This is a genomic window from Azonexus hydrophilus, from assembly GCF_001956855.1.
Taxonomy (GTDB): Bacteria; Pseudomonadota; Gammaproteobacteria; order Burkholderiales; family Rhodocyclaceae; genus Azonexus; species Azonexus hydrophilus_A.
This window is the reverse complement of the sequence record NZ_MTHD01000001.1, coordinates 496,662-510,221: the sequence shown is the minus strand read 5'-3', so window position 1 is coordinate 510,221 and position 13,560 is coordinate 496,662. Positions and strand designations below refer to the sequence as shown.

At 65.3% G+C, this 13,560-nt stretch carries 18 protein-coding genes; 11 read left to right on the top strand and 7 right to left on the bottom strand.

Annotated elements, in window-relative coordinates; translation table 11 throughout:
- From BJN45_RS02505 to BJN45_RS02495, 3 genes are read left to right on the top strand one after another with little or no spacing between them, the layout of a single operon-like run.
- Window positions 1–570, top strand: coding sequence for a hypothetical protein (locus BJN45_RS02505; protein ID WP_139326274.1), 570 nt, complete (start codon window positions 1–3; stop codon window positions 568–570).
- Window positions 571–580: 10 nt separating this feature from the next.
- Window positions 581–1,477 (top strand): heme o synthase, encoded by an 897-nt coding sequence (cyoE, locus tag BJN45_RS02500; protein ID WP_076091716.1) that lies wholly within the window; start codon window positions 581–583, stop codon window positions 1,475–1,477.
- A gap of 3 nt (window positions 1,478–1,480) precedes the next feature.
- The gene (locus BJN45_RS02495) at window positions 1,481–2,479 is read left to right on the top strand and encodes a COX15/CtaA family protein (RefSeq protein WP_076091714.1); all 999 of its coding nucleotides are present in this window, start codon (window positions 1,481–1,483) and stop codon (window positions 2,477–2,479) included.
- Between the two features lie 33 nt (window positions 2,480–2,512).
- Here the strand turns inward: BJN45_RS02495 and BJN45_RS02490 are convergent, their stop codons facing one another.
- The gene (locus tag BJN45_RS02490; RefSeq protein ID WP_076091712.1) at window positions 2,513–3,424 is read right to left on the bottom strand and encodes a LysR family transcriptional regulator; all 912 of its coding nucleotides are present in this window, start codon (window positions 3,422–3,424) and stop codon (window positions 2,513–2,515) included.
- Window positions 3,425–3,541: 117 nt separating this feature from the next.
- Here BJN45_RS02490 and BJN45_RS02485 point away from each other — a divergent pair, with 117 nt between their 5' ends.
- Genes BJN45_RS02485 through BJN45_RS18110 form a run of 3 tightly spaced genes read left to right on the top strand, consistent with a single transcriptional unit; the run spans window position 3,542 to window position 5,290 of the window.
- Entirely contained in the window at window positions 3,542–4,432 is an 891-nt protein-coding gene (locus tag BJN45_RS02485; protein WP_076091710.1) for an MBL fold metallo-hydrolase, read from the top strand.
- Between the two features lie 22 nt (window positions 4,433–4,454).
- Window positions 4,455–5,165 carry a DsbA family protein gene (locus tag BJN45_RS02480; protein WP_076091708.1) on the top strand — a complete coding sequence of 237 codons (711 nt, stop codon included), beginning with the start codon at window positions 4,455–4,457 and terminating at the stop codon, window positions 5,163–5,165.
- On the top strand, window positions 5,162–5,290 hold the full coding sequence (locus BJN45_RS18110) for a hypothetical protein (RefSeq protein WP_276205195.1): 129 nt from the start codon (window positions 5,162–5,164) through the stop codon (window positions 5,288–5,290). The genes BJN45_RS02480 and BJN45_RS18110 overlap by 4 nt, the downstream gene beginning before the upstream one ends.
- On the opposite strand, the gene BJN45_RS02475 is transcribed toward BJN45_RS18110, so the two are convergent.
- The gene (locus BJN45_RS02475; protein WP_076091706.1) at window positions 5,283–6,182 is read right to left on the bottom strand and encodes a LysR substrate-binding domain-containing protein; all 900 of its coding nucleotides are present in this window, start codon (window positions 6,180–6,182) and stop codon (window positions 5,283–5,285) included. The genes BJN45_RS18110 and BJN45_RS02475 overlap by 8 nt on opposite strands.
- Before the next feature lie 197 nt (window positions 6,183–6,379).
- Here BJN45_RS02475 and BJN45_RS02470 point away from each other — a divergent pair, with 197 nt between their 5' ends.
- Genes BJN45_RS02470 through BJN45_RS02460 form a run of 3 tightly spaced genes read left to right on the top strand, consistent with a single transcriptional unit; the run spans window position 6,380 to window position 7,667 of the window.
- The gene (locus BJN45_RS02470; RefSeq protein WP_139326272.1) at window positions 6,380–6,739 is read left to right on the top strand and encodes a DUF2917 domain-containing protein; all 360 of its coding nucleotides are present in this window, start codon (window positions 6,380–6,382) and stop codon (window positions 6,737–6,739) included.
- A complete protein-coding gene (locus BJN45_RS02465; RefSeq protein ID WP_076091702.1) occupies window positions 6,736–7,131 on the top strand; it encodes a PaaI family thioesterase in 396 nt (131 codons plus the stop codon). The genes BJN45_RS02470 and BJN45_RS02465 overlap by 4 nt, the downstream gene beginning before the upstream one ends.
- 38 nt (window positions 7,132–7,169) lie before the next feature.
- Window positions 7,170–7,667: a cupin domain-containing protein gene (locus BJN45_RS02460; protein ID WP_076091700.1), complete on the top strand. Its 498-nt coding sequence runs from the start codon at window positions 7,170–7,172 to the stop codon at window positions 7,665–7,667.
- Window positions 7,668–7,684: 17 nt separating this feature from the next.
- On the opposite strand, the gene BJN45_RS02455 is transcribed toward BJN45_RS02460, so the two are convergent.
- The gene (locus BJN45_RS02455; RefSeq protein WP_076091698.1) at window positions 7,685–8,431 is read right to left on the bottom strand and encodes a M48 family metallopeptidase; all 747 of its coding nucleotides are present in this window, start codon (window positions 8,429–8,431) and stop codon (window positions 7,685–7,687) included.
- 135 nt (window positions 8,432–8,566) lie between these two features.
- Between BJN45_RS02455 and BJN45_RS02450 the strand changes: the two genes are divergently transcribed.
- Window positions 8,567–9,457, top strand: coding sequence for an alpha/beta fold hydrolase (locus tag BJN45_RS02450; protein WP_076091696.1), 891 nt, complete (start codon window positions 8,567–8,569; stop codon window positions 9,455–9,457).
- Here BJN45_RS02450 and recG read toward each other — a convergent pair.
- A complete protein-coding gene (gene recG, locus BJN45_RS02445; RefSeq protein WP_076091694.1) occupies window positions 9,447–11,474 on the bottom strand; it encodes an ATP-dependent DNA helicase RecG in 2,028 nt (675 codons plus the stop codon). The two genes, BJN45_RS02450 and recG, sit on opposite strands and share 11 nt — an antisense overlap.
- 7 nt (window positions 11,475–11,481) lie before the next feature.
- Complete coding sequence (locus BJN45_RS02440; RefSeq protein WP_076091692.1) at window positions 11,482–11,862, bottom strand: RidA family protein; 381 nt, start codon at window positions 11,860–11,862, stop codon at window positions 11,482–11,484.
- A gap of 53 nt (window positions 11,863–11,915) precedes the next feature.
- On the opposite strand from BJN45_RS02440, the gene BJN45_RS02435 reads away from it, so the two are divergent.
- Window positions 11,916–12,236: a tetratricopeptide repeat protein gene (locus BJN45_RS02435; RefSeq protein WP_076091690.1), complete on the top strand. Its 321-nt coding sequence runs from the start codon at window positions 11,916–11,918 to the stop codon at window positions 12,234–12,236.
- Here the strand turns inward: BJN45_RS02435 and BJN45_RS02430 are convergent.
- Window positions 12,233–13,006: an SPOR domain-containing protein gene (locus tag BJN45_RS02430; protein WP_170873009.1), complete on the bottom strand. Its 774-nt coding sequence runs from the start codon at window positions 13,004–13,006 to the stop codon at window positions 12,233–12,235. The genes BJN45_RS02435 and BJN45_RS02430 overlap by 4 nt on opposite strands.
- Before the next feature lie 8 nt (window positions 13,007–13,014).
- Entirely contained in the window at window positions 13,015–13,548 is a 534-nt protein-coding gene (locus tag BJN45_RS02425; protein WP_139326271.1) for a DUF2802 domain-containing protein, read from the bottom strand.
- Window positions 13,549–13,560: the final 12 nt, after the last annotated feature.

The window sequence follows — 13,560 nt, the reverse complement described above, 5'->3', positions numbered from 1 at the left end:
ATGCCTGCCCCCCGCGCCAGCGGACTGCCGATGTTGCTGCTGATCGTCGGCGTGCTCGTGCTGCCCTTCGTCATTGCCACCGGCCTCTACTTCGGCGGCTGGCAGCCAACGCGCACCCTGCAGCACGGCCAGTTGCTGACACCGCCGCCGGCGCTGCCGGGCAGCGGCCTGGCGGATGTTTCCGGGCGGGCGGTTGCGACAGCAGAACTACACGGCAAATGGCTGCTGGTACTGAACCTCGACGGCCCCTGCGCCACCGGGTGCGCTGCCCGACTCGACGAATTGCGCCGCATCCAGGTATCGCTGAACAAGGAGATGGGCCGCCTGCGCCGCGTCGTGCTCGCCCCTAGCACCAGCGATCCGGCGCTGGCCGACGCCGCCCGCCGCCAGCCCGACCTGCTGCTGTTCGCCGCCCCGCCGCACTGGTTGGGCACGCCCGCCGCCGATGGCTACCGCCTGCACATCATCGACCCGCTCGGCCAGCGGGTCATCGACTACCCCGCCGCCGTCGGTGGCAACGAGCTGCGTTTCGATCTCGATCGCCTGCTCAAATTCGCCTGGACTGGTTAGGAGACCCACCATGCAAACCATCGCCGCCCCCTCGCTATCCTTCGGCCAGCGCCTCGCCGCCTTCTCGCACCTGTGCAAGCCGCGCGTCAACAGCCTGATCGTTTTCACCGCGATGATCGGCATGTTCCTGGCGACACCGGGCTTTCCACCACTGCTGCGCTTCCTTGTCGCGGCCCTCGGCATCGCCCTGGTCGCCTTCTCGGCCGCCGCGCTGAACTGCCTGGTCGAACGCACCATCGACGCCAGGATGACGCGTACCAGCTGGCGGGCGACGGCACGCGGCGACATCTCGCCGCTGGAAACCGTGACCCTGGCGACGCTGCTCGGCGCCGCCGGTCTGTGGCTGCTGCATACCTTCATCAACGACCTGACGATGTGGCTGACGCTGGCTACCTTCGTCGGCTACACGGTGATCTACACGCTGATCCTGAAGCCGGCGACGCCGATGAACATCGTCATCGGCGGTGCTTCCGGCGCCATGCCGCCGCTGCTCGGATGGACGGCGATGACCGGCCAGGTCTCGGCCGAGCCGCTGGTGCTGTTCCTGATCATCTTCCTGTGGACGCCGCCGCATTTCTGGGCGCTGGCCTGCTACCGGCGCGACGACTACGCCCGCTCCGGCCTGCCGATGCTGCCGGTGACGCACGGTGTCGCCTTCACCTGCCAGCACATCCTCTGGTACACGCTGATGCTCGGCGCTGCCAGCCTGATCCCGGTGTCGCTGGGCATGAGCGGGACCTTCTATCTGGTCGCCATCAGCCTGCTCGACCTGGTCTTCCTCGGCTACGCCATCGCCCTCTGTCGCAACTACAGCGACGACCTGGCGCGGCGCACTTTCCGCTATTCGATCCTGTACCTGACATTGCTCTTCGCCGCGTTGTTCGCCGACCGTCTGATCGCTTTCTGAGCCATGCGCCTCTACGCCCGCCTGCTGCTCGCCGCCACGCTGCTGGCGGTGGTCGTCATCGGTCTCGGCGCCTATGTGCGCCTGTCCGACGCCGGCCTCGGCTGCCCTGACTGGCCCGGCTGTTACGGCCACCTGCTCGGCGTGCCGGACGGCAGCTCCGCGGCGGTCGCCGCCTGGCCGCAGCAGCCGTTCGATGCCGGCAAGGCGTGGAAGGAAATGATCCATCGGTATGCCGCCGGCAGCCTCGGCCTGCTGGTCCTCGCCATCTGCCTGCTGGCCTGGCGACCAAAAATGCGCCAAGAACAATCGCCAGCACTGCCGACCTTGCTGCTCGGCCTGATCGGTCTGCAGGCAGCACTCGGCATGTGGACGGTGACCTTACTGCTCAAACCCTTGATCGTCACGCTGCACCTGCTTGGCGGCATGGCGACGCTGGCTCTGCTGGTGACCCTGCTGTTGCGGACAAGGACCAGCGGCACCTTCGCCCCGGCCATCCGCTGGCCGGCCGCCCTGGCGCTGTTCGCCGTGGTCGGCCAGATCGCCCTCGGCGGCTGGGTCAGCAGCAATTACGCGGCGCTGGCCTGCCCGGACTTCCCGTTCTGCCAGGGCCAATGGCTGCCGCCCGCCGATTTCGCCCACGCCTTCACCCTGCACCGCGAACTCGGCCAGACAGCCCACGGCGAACTGATTTCCGGCGAAGCGCTGACCGCAATCCACCTGACCCACCGCCTTGGCGCCGTGCTCGTGCTGCTCGTCGTCGGCACGCTGGCGGCGCGCCTGCTGGGCCACGGCCAGCGCCGCTGGGGTGGCCTGCTGCTGGTGCTGCTCGGAGTGCAACTGGGGCTGGGCATCGCCAACGTGCTGCTGTCGCTGCCACTGTTGCTGGCGGTCGCTCACAACCTTGGTGCGGCCGCACTGTTGAGCGCGGTGCTGGCGGTCAACCTCCGTTGCCAAAGCCGGCAGGGACAGCGTGTCAGGCAAACGGAAACCGTCCTGACCTGAACGGGCGCGCCTGAATTCAGGCGGAATACCCCATCAACCTGGCAAACGATCCCAGAACGGCAGCGCGCCGCCGAAACGCTCGACCAGGAAATCGAGCAGCAGACGCAGCGCCAGCGGCTGGTACTGGCGAGACAGGAAGAGCGCGTGGATGCCGAGGGTGTCGAGTTCACAATCGGGTAGCAGGCGCTGCAGGCGGCCCTGGCGCAGGTCTTCACCGACATAGTAGGTCGGCAGCACGCCAATGCCGCCACCAGCGAGGACAGCGCTGCGCATGATCGCGGTTTCGTTGGTCGAGAAACTGGCGCTGACCGGCACTTCGATGCGCTCGCCCGCGCGCTGAAAGTTGAAGCGGGCGCCGCTGGCGAAGGCGTGGCTGAGGCAACGGTGTTGCTGCAGATCATCGGGGTGCTGGATCGGCGGGTGCGCGGCGAGATAGCCGGGCGCGGCGCACAGCACCGAGCGGCAGACGGCCAGCGGACGGGCGATCAGCGTTGGTTCGAGCGCGTTGGTGATGCGCACGGCAAGGTCGATGCGCTCGGCAGCAAGGTCGACACTGCGATCGGTGGCCGAGAGGTTGACGGCGACTTCCGGATGCCGTGCCTGGAAGTCGACCAGCGCCGGCGCCAGTTGCGCTTCAGCGAAGGACAGCGCGCTGGTGATGCGCAACGTGCCGCGCGCCACCTGGCTGGCGGCGCCGGCCTGCTGTGCGATGTCGTCGGCGAGGCCGAGCAGTTGCCGGCACGAATGCAGCGCCGACTGGCCGGCATCGGTCAGGCTGACGCGCCGTGTCGTCCGGTGCAGCAGACGGGCGCCGAGCCACTTCTCGATGGCGGCGAGATAGCGGCTGACCATGGCCACCGACATGTCGAGTTGTTCGGCTGCCTGAGTCAGGCTGCCGTGTTCGGCAACGCTGACGAAGACACTGGCGGCGGTCAGACGGTCCATACTCGCTCCCAATTACATCGATTTACGCAATAAATATTAAACTGAAACGCTGTTTTTTGCTTGATACGACGTCAATAGAATTCACTCCGTCACTGATCAACACTCACGGAGAAAACCATGTCTGCATCCTTCAAGCTCCTGCGCCTGGCGCTGCCCGCACTCAGCTTCGGCCTGATCGCCGCCGGCAACGCCGGCGCCCAGGAAACCCCGCCGCTCAGCCTCAAGGTCCATAACACCGACGCCAGCAGCTTCCACATCAATGCCGTCGTCGTCAGCGGCAAGTCCGAAGCGCTGGTCATCGACACCGGCTTCACTCGCGCCGACGCACTGCGCGTCGCTGCCAACGTGCTCGACAGCGGCCGCACGCTGAAGACGATCTTCATCAGCAACGCCGATCCCGATTTCTATTTCGGCGCCGAAACGCTGAAGGAAATCTTCCCGCAAGCCCGGGTACTGACGACGCCGGCTGTGCGCGAGCGGATTGCCGCCAAGCTGGCCGGCAAACTCGCCTTCTGGGGACCGAAGCTCGGCGCCAACGCGCCGCGCCAGCCGATCGTGCCGGAAGCCATCACCGGCAACACGCTGACGGTAGACGGCGAAACGATCGAAATTCACGGCACCACCGGCGTGCTGGCACACCGGCCGTATGTGTGGATTCCGTCGCTGCAGGCGATTGCCGGCAACATCGCGGTTTTTGGCAATCTGCACGTGTGGACCGCAGATACGCAGTCAGCCGCCGAGCGTCAGGCCTGGCTGGCCCAGCTTGACGAGATGCAGGCGCGCCGCCCGGCCATCGTCGTCCCCGGCCACATGGCCCCCGGCACACCGCTGGACGCAAGCGCGATCAACTACACCCGCAATTACCTGCAGCGCTTCGAAGGCGAACTGGCCAGGGCGAAGGACGCCGCGGCGCTGATCGCCACGATGCGTCAGGCTTACCCCGAAGCCGGCCTGGGCATCGCGCTGGACATCGGCGCCAAGGTCAACAAGGGCGAGATGAAGTGGTAAGTCCGGCCCGAAGGAGACAAACATGAGCACGACGACCCTGCACTACATCTACGATCCGCTGTGCGGCTGGTGCTACGGCGCCGCGCCGCTGGTCCGCGAAGCACGCCGGCATCTGCCGGTCGTTGCCCACGGCGGCGGCATGATGACCGGTGCGCAGCGACAGCCGGTAACGTCGCAACTGCGCGAGTACGTCATCACGCACGACCGACGGATTGCCCGGATCACCCATCAGCCATTCGGCGACGCCTACTTCGAGGGCCTGCTGCACGACACCGATGCCATCTTCGATTCGGCACCACCGATCGCGGCAATGCTCGCCGCTGAACAACTCGCCGGGCGCGGGCTTGATCTGCTCGCCCGCCTGCAACAGGCGCATTACGTCGAGGGCCGCCGCATTGCCGAGAACAGCGTGCTGATCGCCATGGCCGCCGACATCGGCCTCGACGCTGCGGCTTTCGCCGCGGCCCTCGATGCCGTCAGCGGCGCCGCCACGGCCAGCCATATCAGCGCGAGCCGGCGCCTGATGAACGAGGTCGGCGCCGCCGGCTTCCCGACTTTCGTGCTGGAAACGGATGGCCAGCGGGAGCTCATCGATGCCGGCCAGTTCATCGGCAACCCAGCCGGCTTCGGCGCGTGGCTGGCTGGCAGACTGCCGCAAACGGCAACGGCCGGCACCGGCAGCGAATTCGTCTGCGCTCCGGATAGTTGTCAGTTGCCGGAGAAGCGCGCATGAAAAACAGTTTGCAGATCATCCGCGAGCACTATGCCGCTTCGGCTCGTGGCGATATCGCAAGCATGATGGCCAAGGTCGCCCCCAATGTTCACAGGAAAGACCGCGACTCAAACGTGCTCAGATAGACGCGCCGCCAAGACTTTCCAGCCACGCGGCAAAACAATCAACCGCCTCGCCGCGCGCCGCCGGAGCTCGCAGCAACCAGTAGCTGTAGGGACTGACGAAAGGCGACACGCCGGGCCAACATATCAGCCGGCCGGCGGCCAAGGCCTGAAACAGCAACGGCAGGCGGCCGAGCACGACACCGTGGCCGGCCAGGGCCGCCTGAACAGCCTGATCGTACTGATTGAAGCCGAGCCGGCGCGGCACCCTGCCCTGCAGATCCAGGGTCGCCAGCCACGGCGTCCACTCAAGCCCCGGCAAACTTCGCTCCTGGTATTCGATCAGCGTCGGCAATTCGTCCGCTGTTGCCGCATATTTTTGCCACAGCCCGGGAGCCAGTACCGGCGCGATACTCTCCCGGAACAACAGGCGATCGCCACGACCGATGGTCGGCTCAGGCTGGTAGCGGATGGCCAGGTCGATATCCGATTGAGCCAGATCCACGGGTTTGTTGGCGGCAACCACACGCACATCGATCTCCGGGTACGCCGCCTGGAACTCGCCCAGACGCGGCAGCAACCAGAGACTGGTAACGCCGATGCTGGCGGTGATCGTGACGCTGTTGGCGACTTCGGCGCGCTGGCGCAGGCTGGCGGCGATCTCGCCATATTCGCCCAGCCAGGGAACTGCGGCTGCGAGCAGGCGCTCGCCGGCTGCGGTCAGTTCGATGGCGCGGTGTTTGCGGACGAACAGCGGCACGCCGAGCGCATTTTCCAGTACCTGGATCTGCCGGCTGATTGCCGACTGGGTCAGGCACAGGTCGGCGGCGGCCAGTGTGATGCTGCGGCGGCGGGCGGCGGCGACAAAGCCGCGCAGCGGTTCCAGCGGCGGCAGCGAGAGCAGGTCTTTTCGCATGATTTTTACGCATCCATTTAATGCAAACATTGCGTTTGAAACGACCGGTTTTTTAAGAAAAACTACGGTCGACCGCAAGAAATGGCAAAAAACCATCATGCGGAATTTGCAACCGAAAGGCGTTTCGATGCTGAGCCTTTGCCGGCTTTCCGTCAAGCCGGCAAAGGCCAGTGAAGCGCCGCCCGCAGGAGAAGATCATGTCCGAGCGCCCCATCCTTCCGCTACCCGGCACGCTGTTCTGTCAGTTGCAACTGTACCCGGACAAACTGCTCACGCTGTCACCGCACCGGATCGCCGCACTCACGGTGGAAGAGGGCCGCGCCTGGATAACGAGCAGTGGCGACAGCGCCGATCTCGTCCTCGACGCCGGCCACCGGCTGGCCCTGCCCGGAGAAGGCAAGCCGCGCCTCGTCAGCGCTTTCGATACTGGCAGCTGCGCCAGACTGCGCATCGAGTTCCGGCCGGCAACAGCCTGCTGGCGCCTGCGTCTGGCAGGCTGGCTACTCAACATCGGCGCCCCTTATCCCATTTCCATCGCAACCGGAGACCTGCAATGAACACGCTGCACGAATGCGACAACTTCCGCCACCTGTCGAGCAATCCTCTGGTCCGCCTGGACGGTGGCGACGCCAACATGTCGTTCAAGGTCGGCAAGCGCCACCTCAACGGCGCAGGCACCCTGCATGGCGGCGTGCTCGCCAGCGTCTTCGACAGCGCCCTCGGGGAGAGCGTCTATCGCCTGGCACACCGCAGCGGCCGGCCGGCGGCGCTACTCGTGACCACTCAGCTCGACATCCACTACTGTGCCCCGGCCCATGTCGGCGAGCGGGTCGCTGTTGCCGTCGAGGTACTGCGCCTGGGTGGACGGCTGGCGGTGGCCGAAGCCCGGGCGTCGGTTGCCGAACGCCTGGTCGGCACAGCCATCGGCTCTTTCTATCTGACGCGCTGATCAGGGTTTATAGTCAAGCGCACGAGGAGGAATAGACGATGACAACACCCCCTTTCGTTCACCTGGATACACTTGAATTGCACCCAGAATCACACGGCGAGCGCTTCGCCTCGGCCAACGCCGGCATCGGCGCACTGCTCGGCCTGAAGGGGTTGGGCTGCCGCCTGAGCGAGATACCGCCGGGCAAGTCGGCCTGGCCGCGCCATGCCCACCTGGCCAACGACGAACTGGTGCTGATCCTGAGCGGCAGCGGCCGGCTGCATCATGCTGACGCCGAGTATGCGGTACGCGCCGGCGATGTACTCGGCTTCCCCGGTGGCGACCCGGCAGCCGCCCACCAGATTGTCAACGACGGCACTGCTCCGCTGCGTTATCTCTGCGTGTCGACACAACATGCGCCCGACGTGATGATCTATCCCGATTCAGGGAAATTCTTTGTCGTCGCCGGTAGCGCCCCCGGCGGCGACAAGGCGGCACGCACTTTCGCCCATGTCGGCCGGCAGGCCGACGCGGTCGATTACTGGGCGGACGAATAAGCTGCCCGCCGCTCGCCTCACACCTGCGTGCGCATGCGCTCGGCGCGAGCTTTCGGGCTGGGATGCGTAGACAGCCAGGAGGCGCCACCACCGCCCAGCGCATCGAGTTTTTCCAGGGCGCTGACGCAGGCGACCGATGGGTAGCCCTTGGTTTTCATGAACCGCATCGCCAGATCGTCGGCCTCGTTCTCGTTGGCCTGCGAATGTTGGGCACGGACCACCTGCTCGAACAGATCGCCCAGTTGTGACTCGGCCAGTTCGGCAGTCTTGCCGCCGGTCGAGGCCAGCGCACTGCGCAAGGCACTGGTGCGCATCGCCGTCTGGATCCGGGCCTTGGTATGACCAGCCTTGACGTGACCGATTTCGTGACCGATCACGTAGCGGATCTCATCGTCGGTGAATTTGTCCATCAAGCCGCTATAAACGCGGATCGTGCCATTGGCCATGGCGAAGGCGTTCACTTCCGGCGTCAGGTAGGCCTTGATGTCGAGTTTGAGCCCGTCGTAGCTGTCCAGCCCCTTGGCCAGTTTGGCGATACGCTTGCCGTAGGCATCCTTCGGCCCGGCCAGCTTGTTCTTGGCATCGGAATCGGCTGCCATCTGGTCGAAATATGATTGCAGGTCGGCATCGGACAGGGTTTCCGATTCCAGCAGGCTTTTACCGGCTTCCAGCGCCTTGCCGAAGTTGAATTGGGCCTGCGCCACATTGACGGCACTGACGCCTGAAAACAGCGTGGCCAACAGGACGAAATCTCGACGTTTCATGAAAACTCCCGAAAAGGAAACGAAAATGGATGCGGCGCGGATTATATGCCATTGACACGACCACTGACACACACCGGATGCACCAAACCGCCCGCAGGTCTTAAAATCGAGGCCCGATTCCCGTTCCGTCAGTCCATGCGCCCATCCCGTTCCGAATTCCTTGACCACGCCGGCGTCCGCCTGCATATCCGCCGCTGGGGCAATCCCGAGGCGCCGACACTGTTCCTGCTGCACGGCTGGATGGATGTTTCCGCCTCCTGGCAGCTCGTCGTCGACGAACTGCAGCAGGACTGGAACATCATCGCCCCCGACTGGCGCGGCTTCGGCCCGTCGCAATGGCTGGATCGCCCCTATTTCTTCGCCGAACACATGGGCGACATGCTGGCCATCATCGACCGTTACGCGCCGCAAGGGCAGGTTCGGCTGGCCGGCCACAGCATGGGCGGCATCATCGGCACGCTGTATGCCGGGCTGTATCCGGATCGCGTCGAAAAGCTGATTTCACTGGAAGGCTTCGGTATTGCGCCGACCACCCCGGACATGGCGGCCGACCGCTATCGGCACTGGCTGGGCGAACTGAAGAATCCGCCGCGCCTGCATGTCTATCCGGATCGGCCGGCCTTTGCCCGGCGCCTGATGAAGACCGATCCCTACCTGACGCAGGAGCGCGCTGATTTCCTGTCGCGGCACCTGGCGCGGATCGGCGATGGCACGACCAAGGGTGGCGAGTACCGGCACGGCATCATCTGGAATGGCGACCGCTGGCACAAGGCGATGTCGCCCAACCTGTTCCGTCTGGAGGAGTCGATGGCGATCTGGCGCGAAATCACCTGTCCGGTGCTCTGGGTCGCCGGCCGGCAATCGTGGATCGTGCGCGATTTCGCCACCCGCCCCGGCGACTGGGAAGCCCGCCGAGCCTGCTTCGCCGATGTCCGCGAAGCGTGGATCGACCAGGCCGACCACATGCTCCACCACGACCAGCCGGAACAGGTGGCGGCGTTGATCGAGGACTGGTTTACGACTTGAGCAATTCCTCGCGGGCGCCGAGCCAGCGCTGCAGGTGTTTCTCGGCCAGGTCCGGATGCTCGGTCAGCATTTCCTCGGCGACTTCGCGCGCCATCTCGACCAGGTCGGCGTCCATTTCGAGATCGGCGTAGCGTAGCAGCGGCACGCCGCTCTGGCGAGCCCCGACGAATTCGCCGGGGCCGCGGATCTGCAGGTCCTGGCGGGCAATCTCGAAACCATCGGTATGCTCGAAAATGATCTTCAGGCGCTGGCGGGCGATCTCGCCGAGCGGTCCGGCGTAGATCAGCACGCAGCTCGATTCGTACTGGCCGCGCCCGACGCGGCCGCGCAGCTGGTGCAGTTGCGACAGGCCGAAGCGTTCGGCGTGCTCGATGACCATCAGGCTGGCATTCGGCACATCGACGCCGACTTCGATCACCGTCGTCGCCACCAGCACATCGATGTCGCCGGCGGCGAAGGCGGCCATCACCGCCTGCTTCTCGTCGGCCTTCAGCCGGCCGTGCACCAATCCTACGGTCAACCCCGGCAAATCGACAAAAAGCTGTTCATAGGTTTCCTGCGCCGTCTGCAACTGCAGCGCTTCCGATTCCTCGATCAGCGGGCACACCCAGTAGGCCTGGCGGCCTTCCTCGACATGCTTCTTGACGAAGCCGACGACGTCCTGGCGGCGGTTGTCGGCGACCAGCCGGGTTTTGATCGGCGTCCGGCCGGGCGGCAGTTCGTCGAGCACGGTGACGTCGAGGTCGGCGTAGTAACTCATCGCCAGCGTGCGCGGGATCGGCGTCGCCGACATCATCAACTGGTGCGGGTTGCTGCCCTTCTTGCGCAGCGCCAGGCGCTGGGCGACGCCGAAACGGTGCTGCTCGTCGACGATGGCCAGGCCCAGTCTGGCGAAGTCGACGCCGTCCTGGATCAGCGCGTGCGTACCGACCACCAGTTGCGCGTCGGCCGCCGTCGCCGCCAGTTGCTCGCGCTTGGCCTTGGACTTCAGGCTGCCGGACAGCCAAGCAACGCGCACGCCGAGCGGCTCCAGCCAGTCCTTGAGTTTCAGGTAATGCTGCTCGGCGAGGATTTCGGTCGGCGCCATGAATGCCGCCTGCCAGCCGGCGGAAATCGTCTGGCAAGCAGCCAGCGCGGCGACGATGGTCTTGCCGGCACCGACGTCACCCTGCAGCAGGCGCTGCATCGGGTAGGGCTGGGCGAGGTCGCCGGCAATCTCGGCCATCGCCCGTAACTGCGCGCCGGTCAGGCCGAACGGCAGGCGGTCGAGCAGGCGGGCACCAAGGTCGTCCTGCGCCACCAGCACCGGTGCGCCCTGCTCGCGACGGGCAAGATAGGCGCGGCGCAGCGACAGTTGCTGGGCCAGCACCTCGTCGAACTTGACCCGCCGCCAGGCCGGATGATTGCGGGCGTGCAGCGTATCGACGTCGGTGCCCGGCGGCGGCCGGTGCAGGAAATGGATGCTGCGGGCCAAGCCAGGCAGCTTGAGGCGCTGGCGAATCTCGTCAGGCAGCGTCTCGGACAGGTCGCCGTCGGCCAGCGCCCGGCCGATCAGCTTCTGTAGCGCGGAAGTGGCCAATCCTGCGGTCGACGGGTAAATCGGCGTCATTTCCGCCGGCAGCGGATCGCCCTCGGCGATCTTGTGAAAGCGCGGATGCACCATCTCCAGCCCGAAGAAGCCACCGCGCACCTCGCCGAAAACCCGCACCCGCGAGCCTTCGCTCAGCGCCGCCTGCTGGTTCGGATAAAAGCTGAAGAAGCGCAGCGTGATCTCGCCACTGTCGTCGCAGGCGCGCACGACCATCTGCCGGCGCGGCTTGAACTGGATCTCGTTGTTCAGCACTCGCAGTTCGAGTTGCACCGCCTCGCCGGTAAAGGCGCGGGCGAGTTCGGTGATGCGCGTTTCGTCCTCGTAGCGCAGCGGCAGATGCACCAGCAGATCGGCCTCCGTGTGGAGACCGAGCTTGGCCAGCTTTTTCTTCAGCGCATCGGAGGCGCGGATCGGCGCCAGCGACATCCGGCAATCAGCCGATGAACATCACCGCATCGGCCTCGACCTGGGCGCCGCGCGGCAGTTCCTTGACACCAACGGCAGCACGCGCCGGGAACGGCTCGCTGAAGTAGCGCGCCATCGTTTCGTTGACCTTGGCGAAGTTGCCGAGGTCGGTGAGGAAGACATTGAGCTTGACCACGTCGGCCAGCGAACCGCCGGCGGCCTCGGCAACCGCCTTGAGATTTTCGAAGACGCGAACGATTTGCGCGTCGATACCGTCTACCATCTGCATGGTCGCCGGATCGAGACCGATCTGCCCGGACAGGTAGACGGTATCGCCGACGCGCACGGCTTGCGAATAGGTGCCGATGGCAGCCGGTGCGTTCGGCGTGGCGATGATGGTCTTGGCCATGTGGAATTCCTTCTGATGATTGGCGAAAGCCGCTATTTTAGACCCGAGCATCAATGAACCCGCGTATCGAATCCCTGGAAAAAATGATCGACGGCCCGCGTGACGGCGCCCTGCTCCGCTTCTCGCTGGGCAATGAGTACCTCAAGGCGGCGGCGCCGCAACAGGCGGCAAATTGCTTCCGTGCAGCAGTTGAACGCGACCCGCAGTATTCGGCGGCATGGAAGGCGCTGGGCAAGGCCTTGGCCGAGAACGGCGACGCTGCTGGCGCAGTGCAGGCCTATGAGGCAGGCATCGCCGTTGCCGAAGCCAAGGGCGACATCCAGGCGGCCAAGGAAATGAAAGTCTTTGCCCGCCGCTTGCAAAAAAGCGCTTAGCGGGCGCTTTTCGGCGCCACCAGGATGGTGTCGATACCGAGTTCGTGCAGTCTGGCCTGCGCCTCTGCGGCTTCCTTGCGCGTCCTGAACGGCCCGACCTGAACACGGGTCTCGATCTGCGACGGCACACCGCTCAAGGTCAGCTTGGCATGCAGTTCCTCGGCACGCTGGGCACTGGTAAAAACTCCCGCCTGCAGCACGAAGCCCGAGAACAGCCGCGGCGCACCGGCCGGCGTGACGGGAGCAACCGGCGCGGGAGACGAAGCAGGAACGGACTCGATCACCCGAGCTGTCGGCGGCACCGGTTTGCGGCTGGGCTGATCGACCGGCGTCGGTGCAATGGGCGGTGCAGAGGTCATTTCCGGGACCACAGCGGGCTCTTTCGCCGGCGTTGCAGTGCGTGCTGCGGACCGGTTTGTGGCTGCGGGCACCCGGGCGGGTTCTGCCGCCGGCTCTGCTGCAACCACCGGAGGTGGCGGCGTTTCCGCTTCGGCGACAGGCGCCACGGCCGCTGTCTCGAGCGGTTCTGTCGTCGGCTCTGGCACAATCTCCGCCGGCGTTACCGGCTGCGTCACCATTTTCTTCGGAGCAACGGGAACCGGTTGGGTAAAAACCTGCAGTTCCCGTTCATCAGCCGGCTGAGAGAAATGATCGAAAACGGCCAGCATGCCGAGCAGGATGGCCACCAGACCACCCGCCACCGCCAGGCGCTTGGCCAGCTGATTGCGTAGATCGGGGCTCACATCCGTTGTTTCGGTCTTTTCCGGCATCGTCATCCTCACTGAACCTGACTGCGTGCCAGCGCCACGACAAGCTCGGCTTCTGCACGGGCAATCCCGCAGCGCTCGGCAATCATTGCTGCATCGTACCCCGCTGCGGCCATCTGCATCGCGTCACCATAGATCGGTGACACGGTTTGCGTCGCCCGCAGGTGCGCCATTTCCTGAAGCATGTCCTCGCGCAGCGCCGACAATTCACCGCGCATGATGTCCACTTCATTGCGCAATTGCGCCAGTTCGCGCTCCAGGCCGTCATTCAGCAGTTCATTGGCCATCCGCGACGAGGTCATTTGAAAGGCAGCGGCATCCTCGTCATCGGAATGCGAAACCGCTGGCTCCGGCGAGCTTGCAGCGACATCCTGGCTTGCTGCACCGACAAGCGGCGGCTCACGATCCTCAGTTGATCGAGGCTGGCCGGTCAGGCGCCGCATCCGGAACAGCACAAGGCCGATATACAGCGCGACGAGAAAAATCAGCGCAAGCACACCCTCGCGAACGCCGATCGTCAGACCGGCGATTTCAAGCGAGGGCAAGCCGGCTCCGAA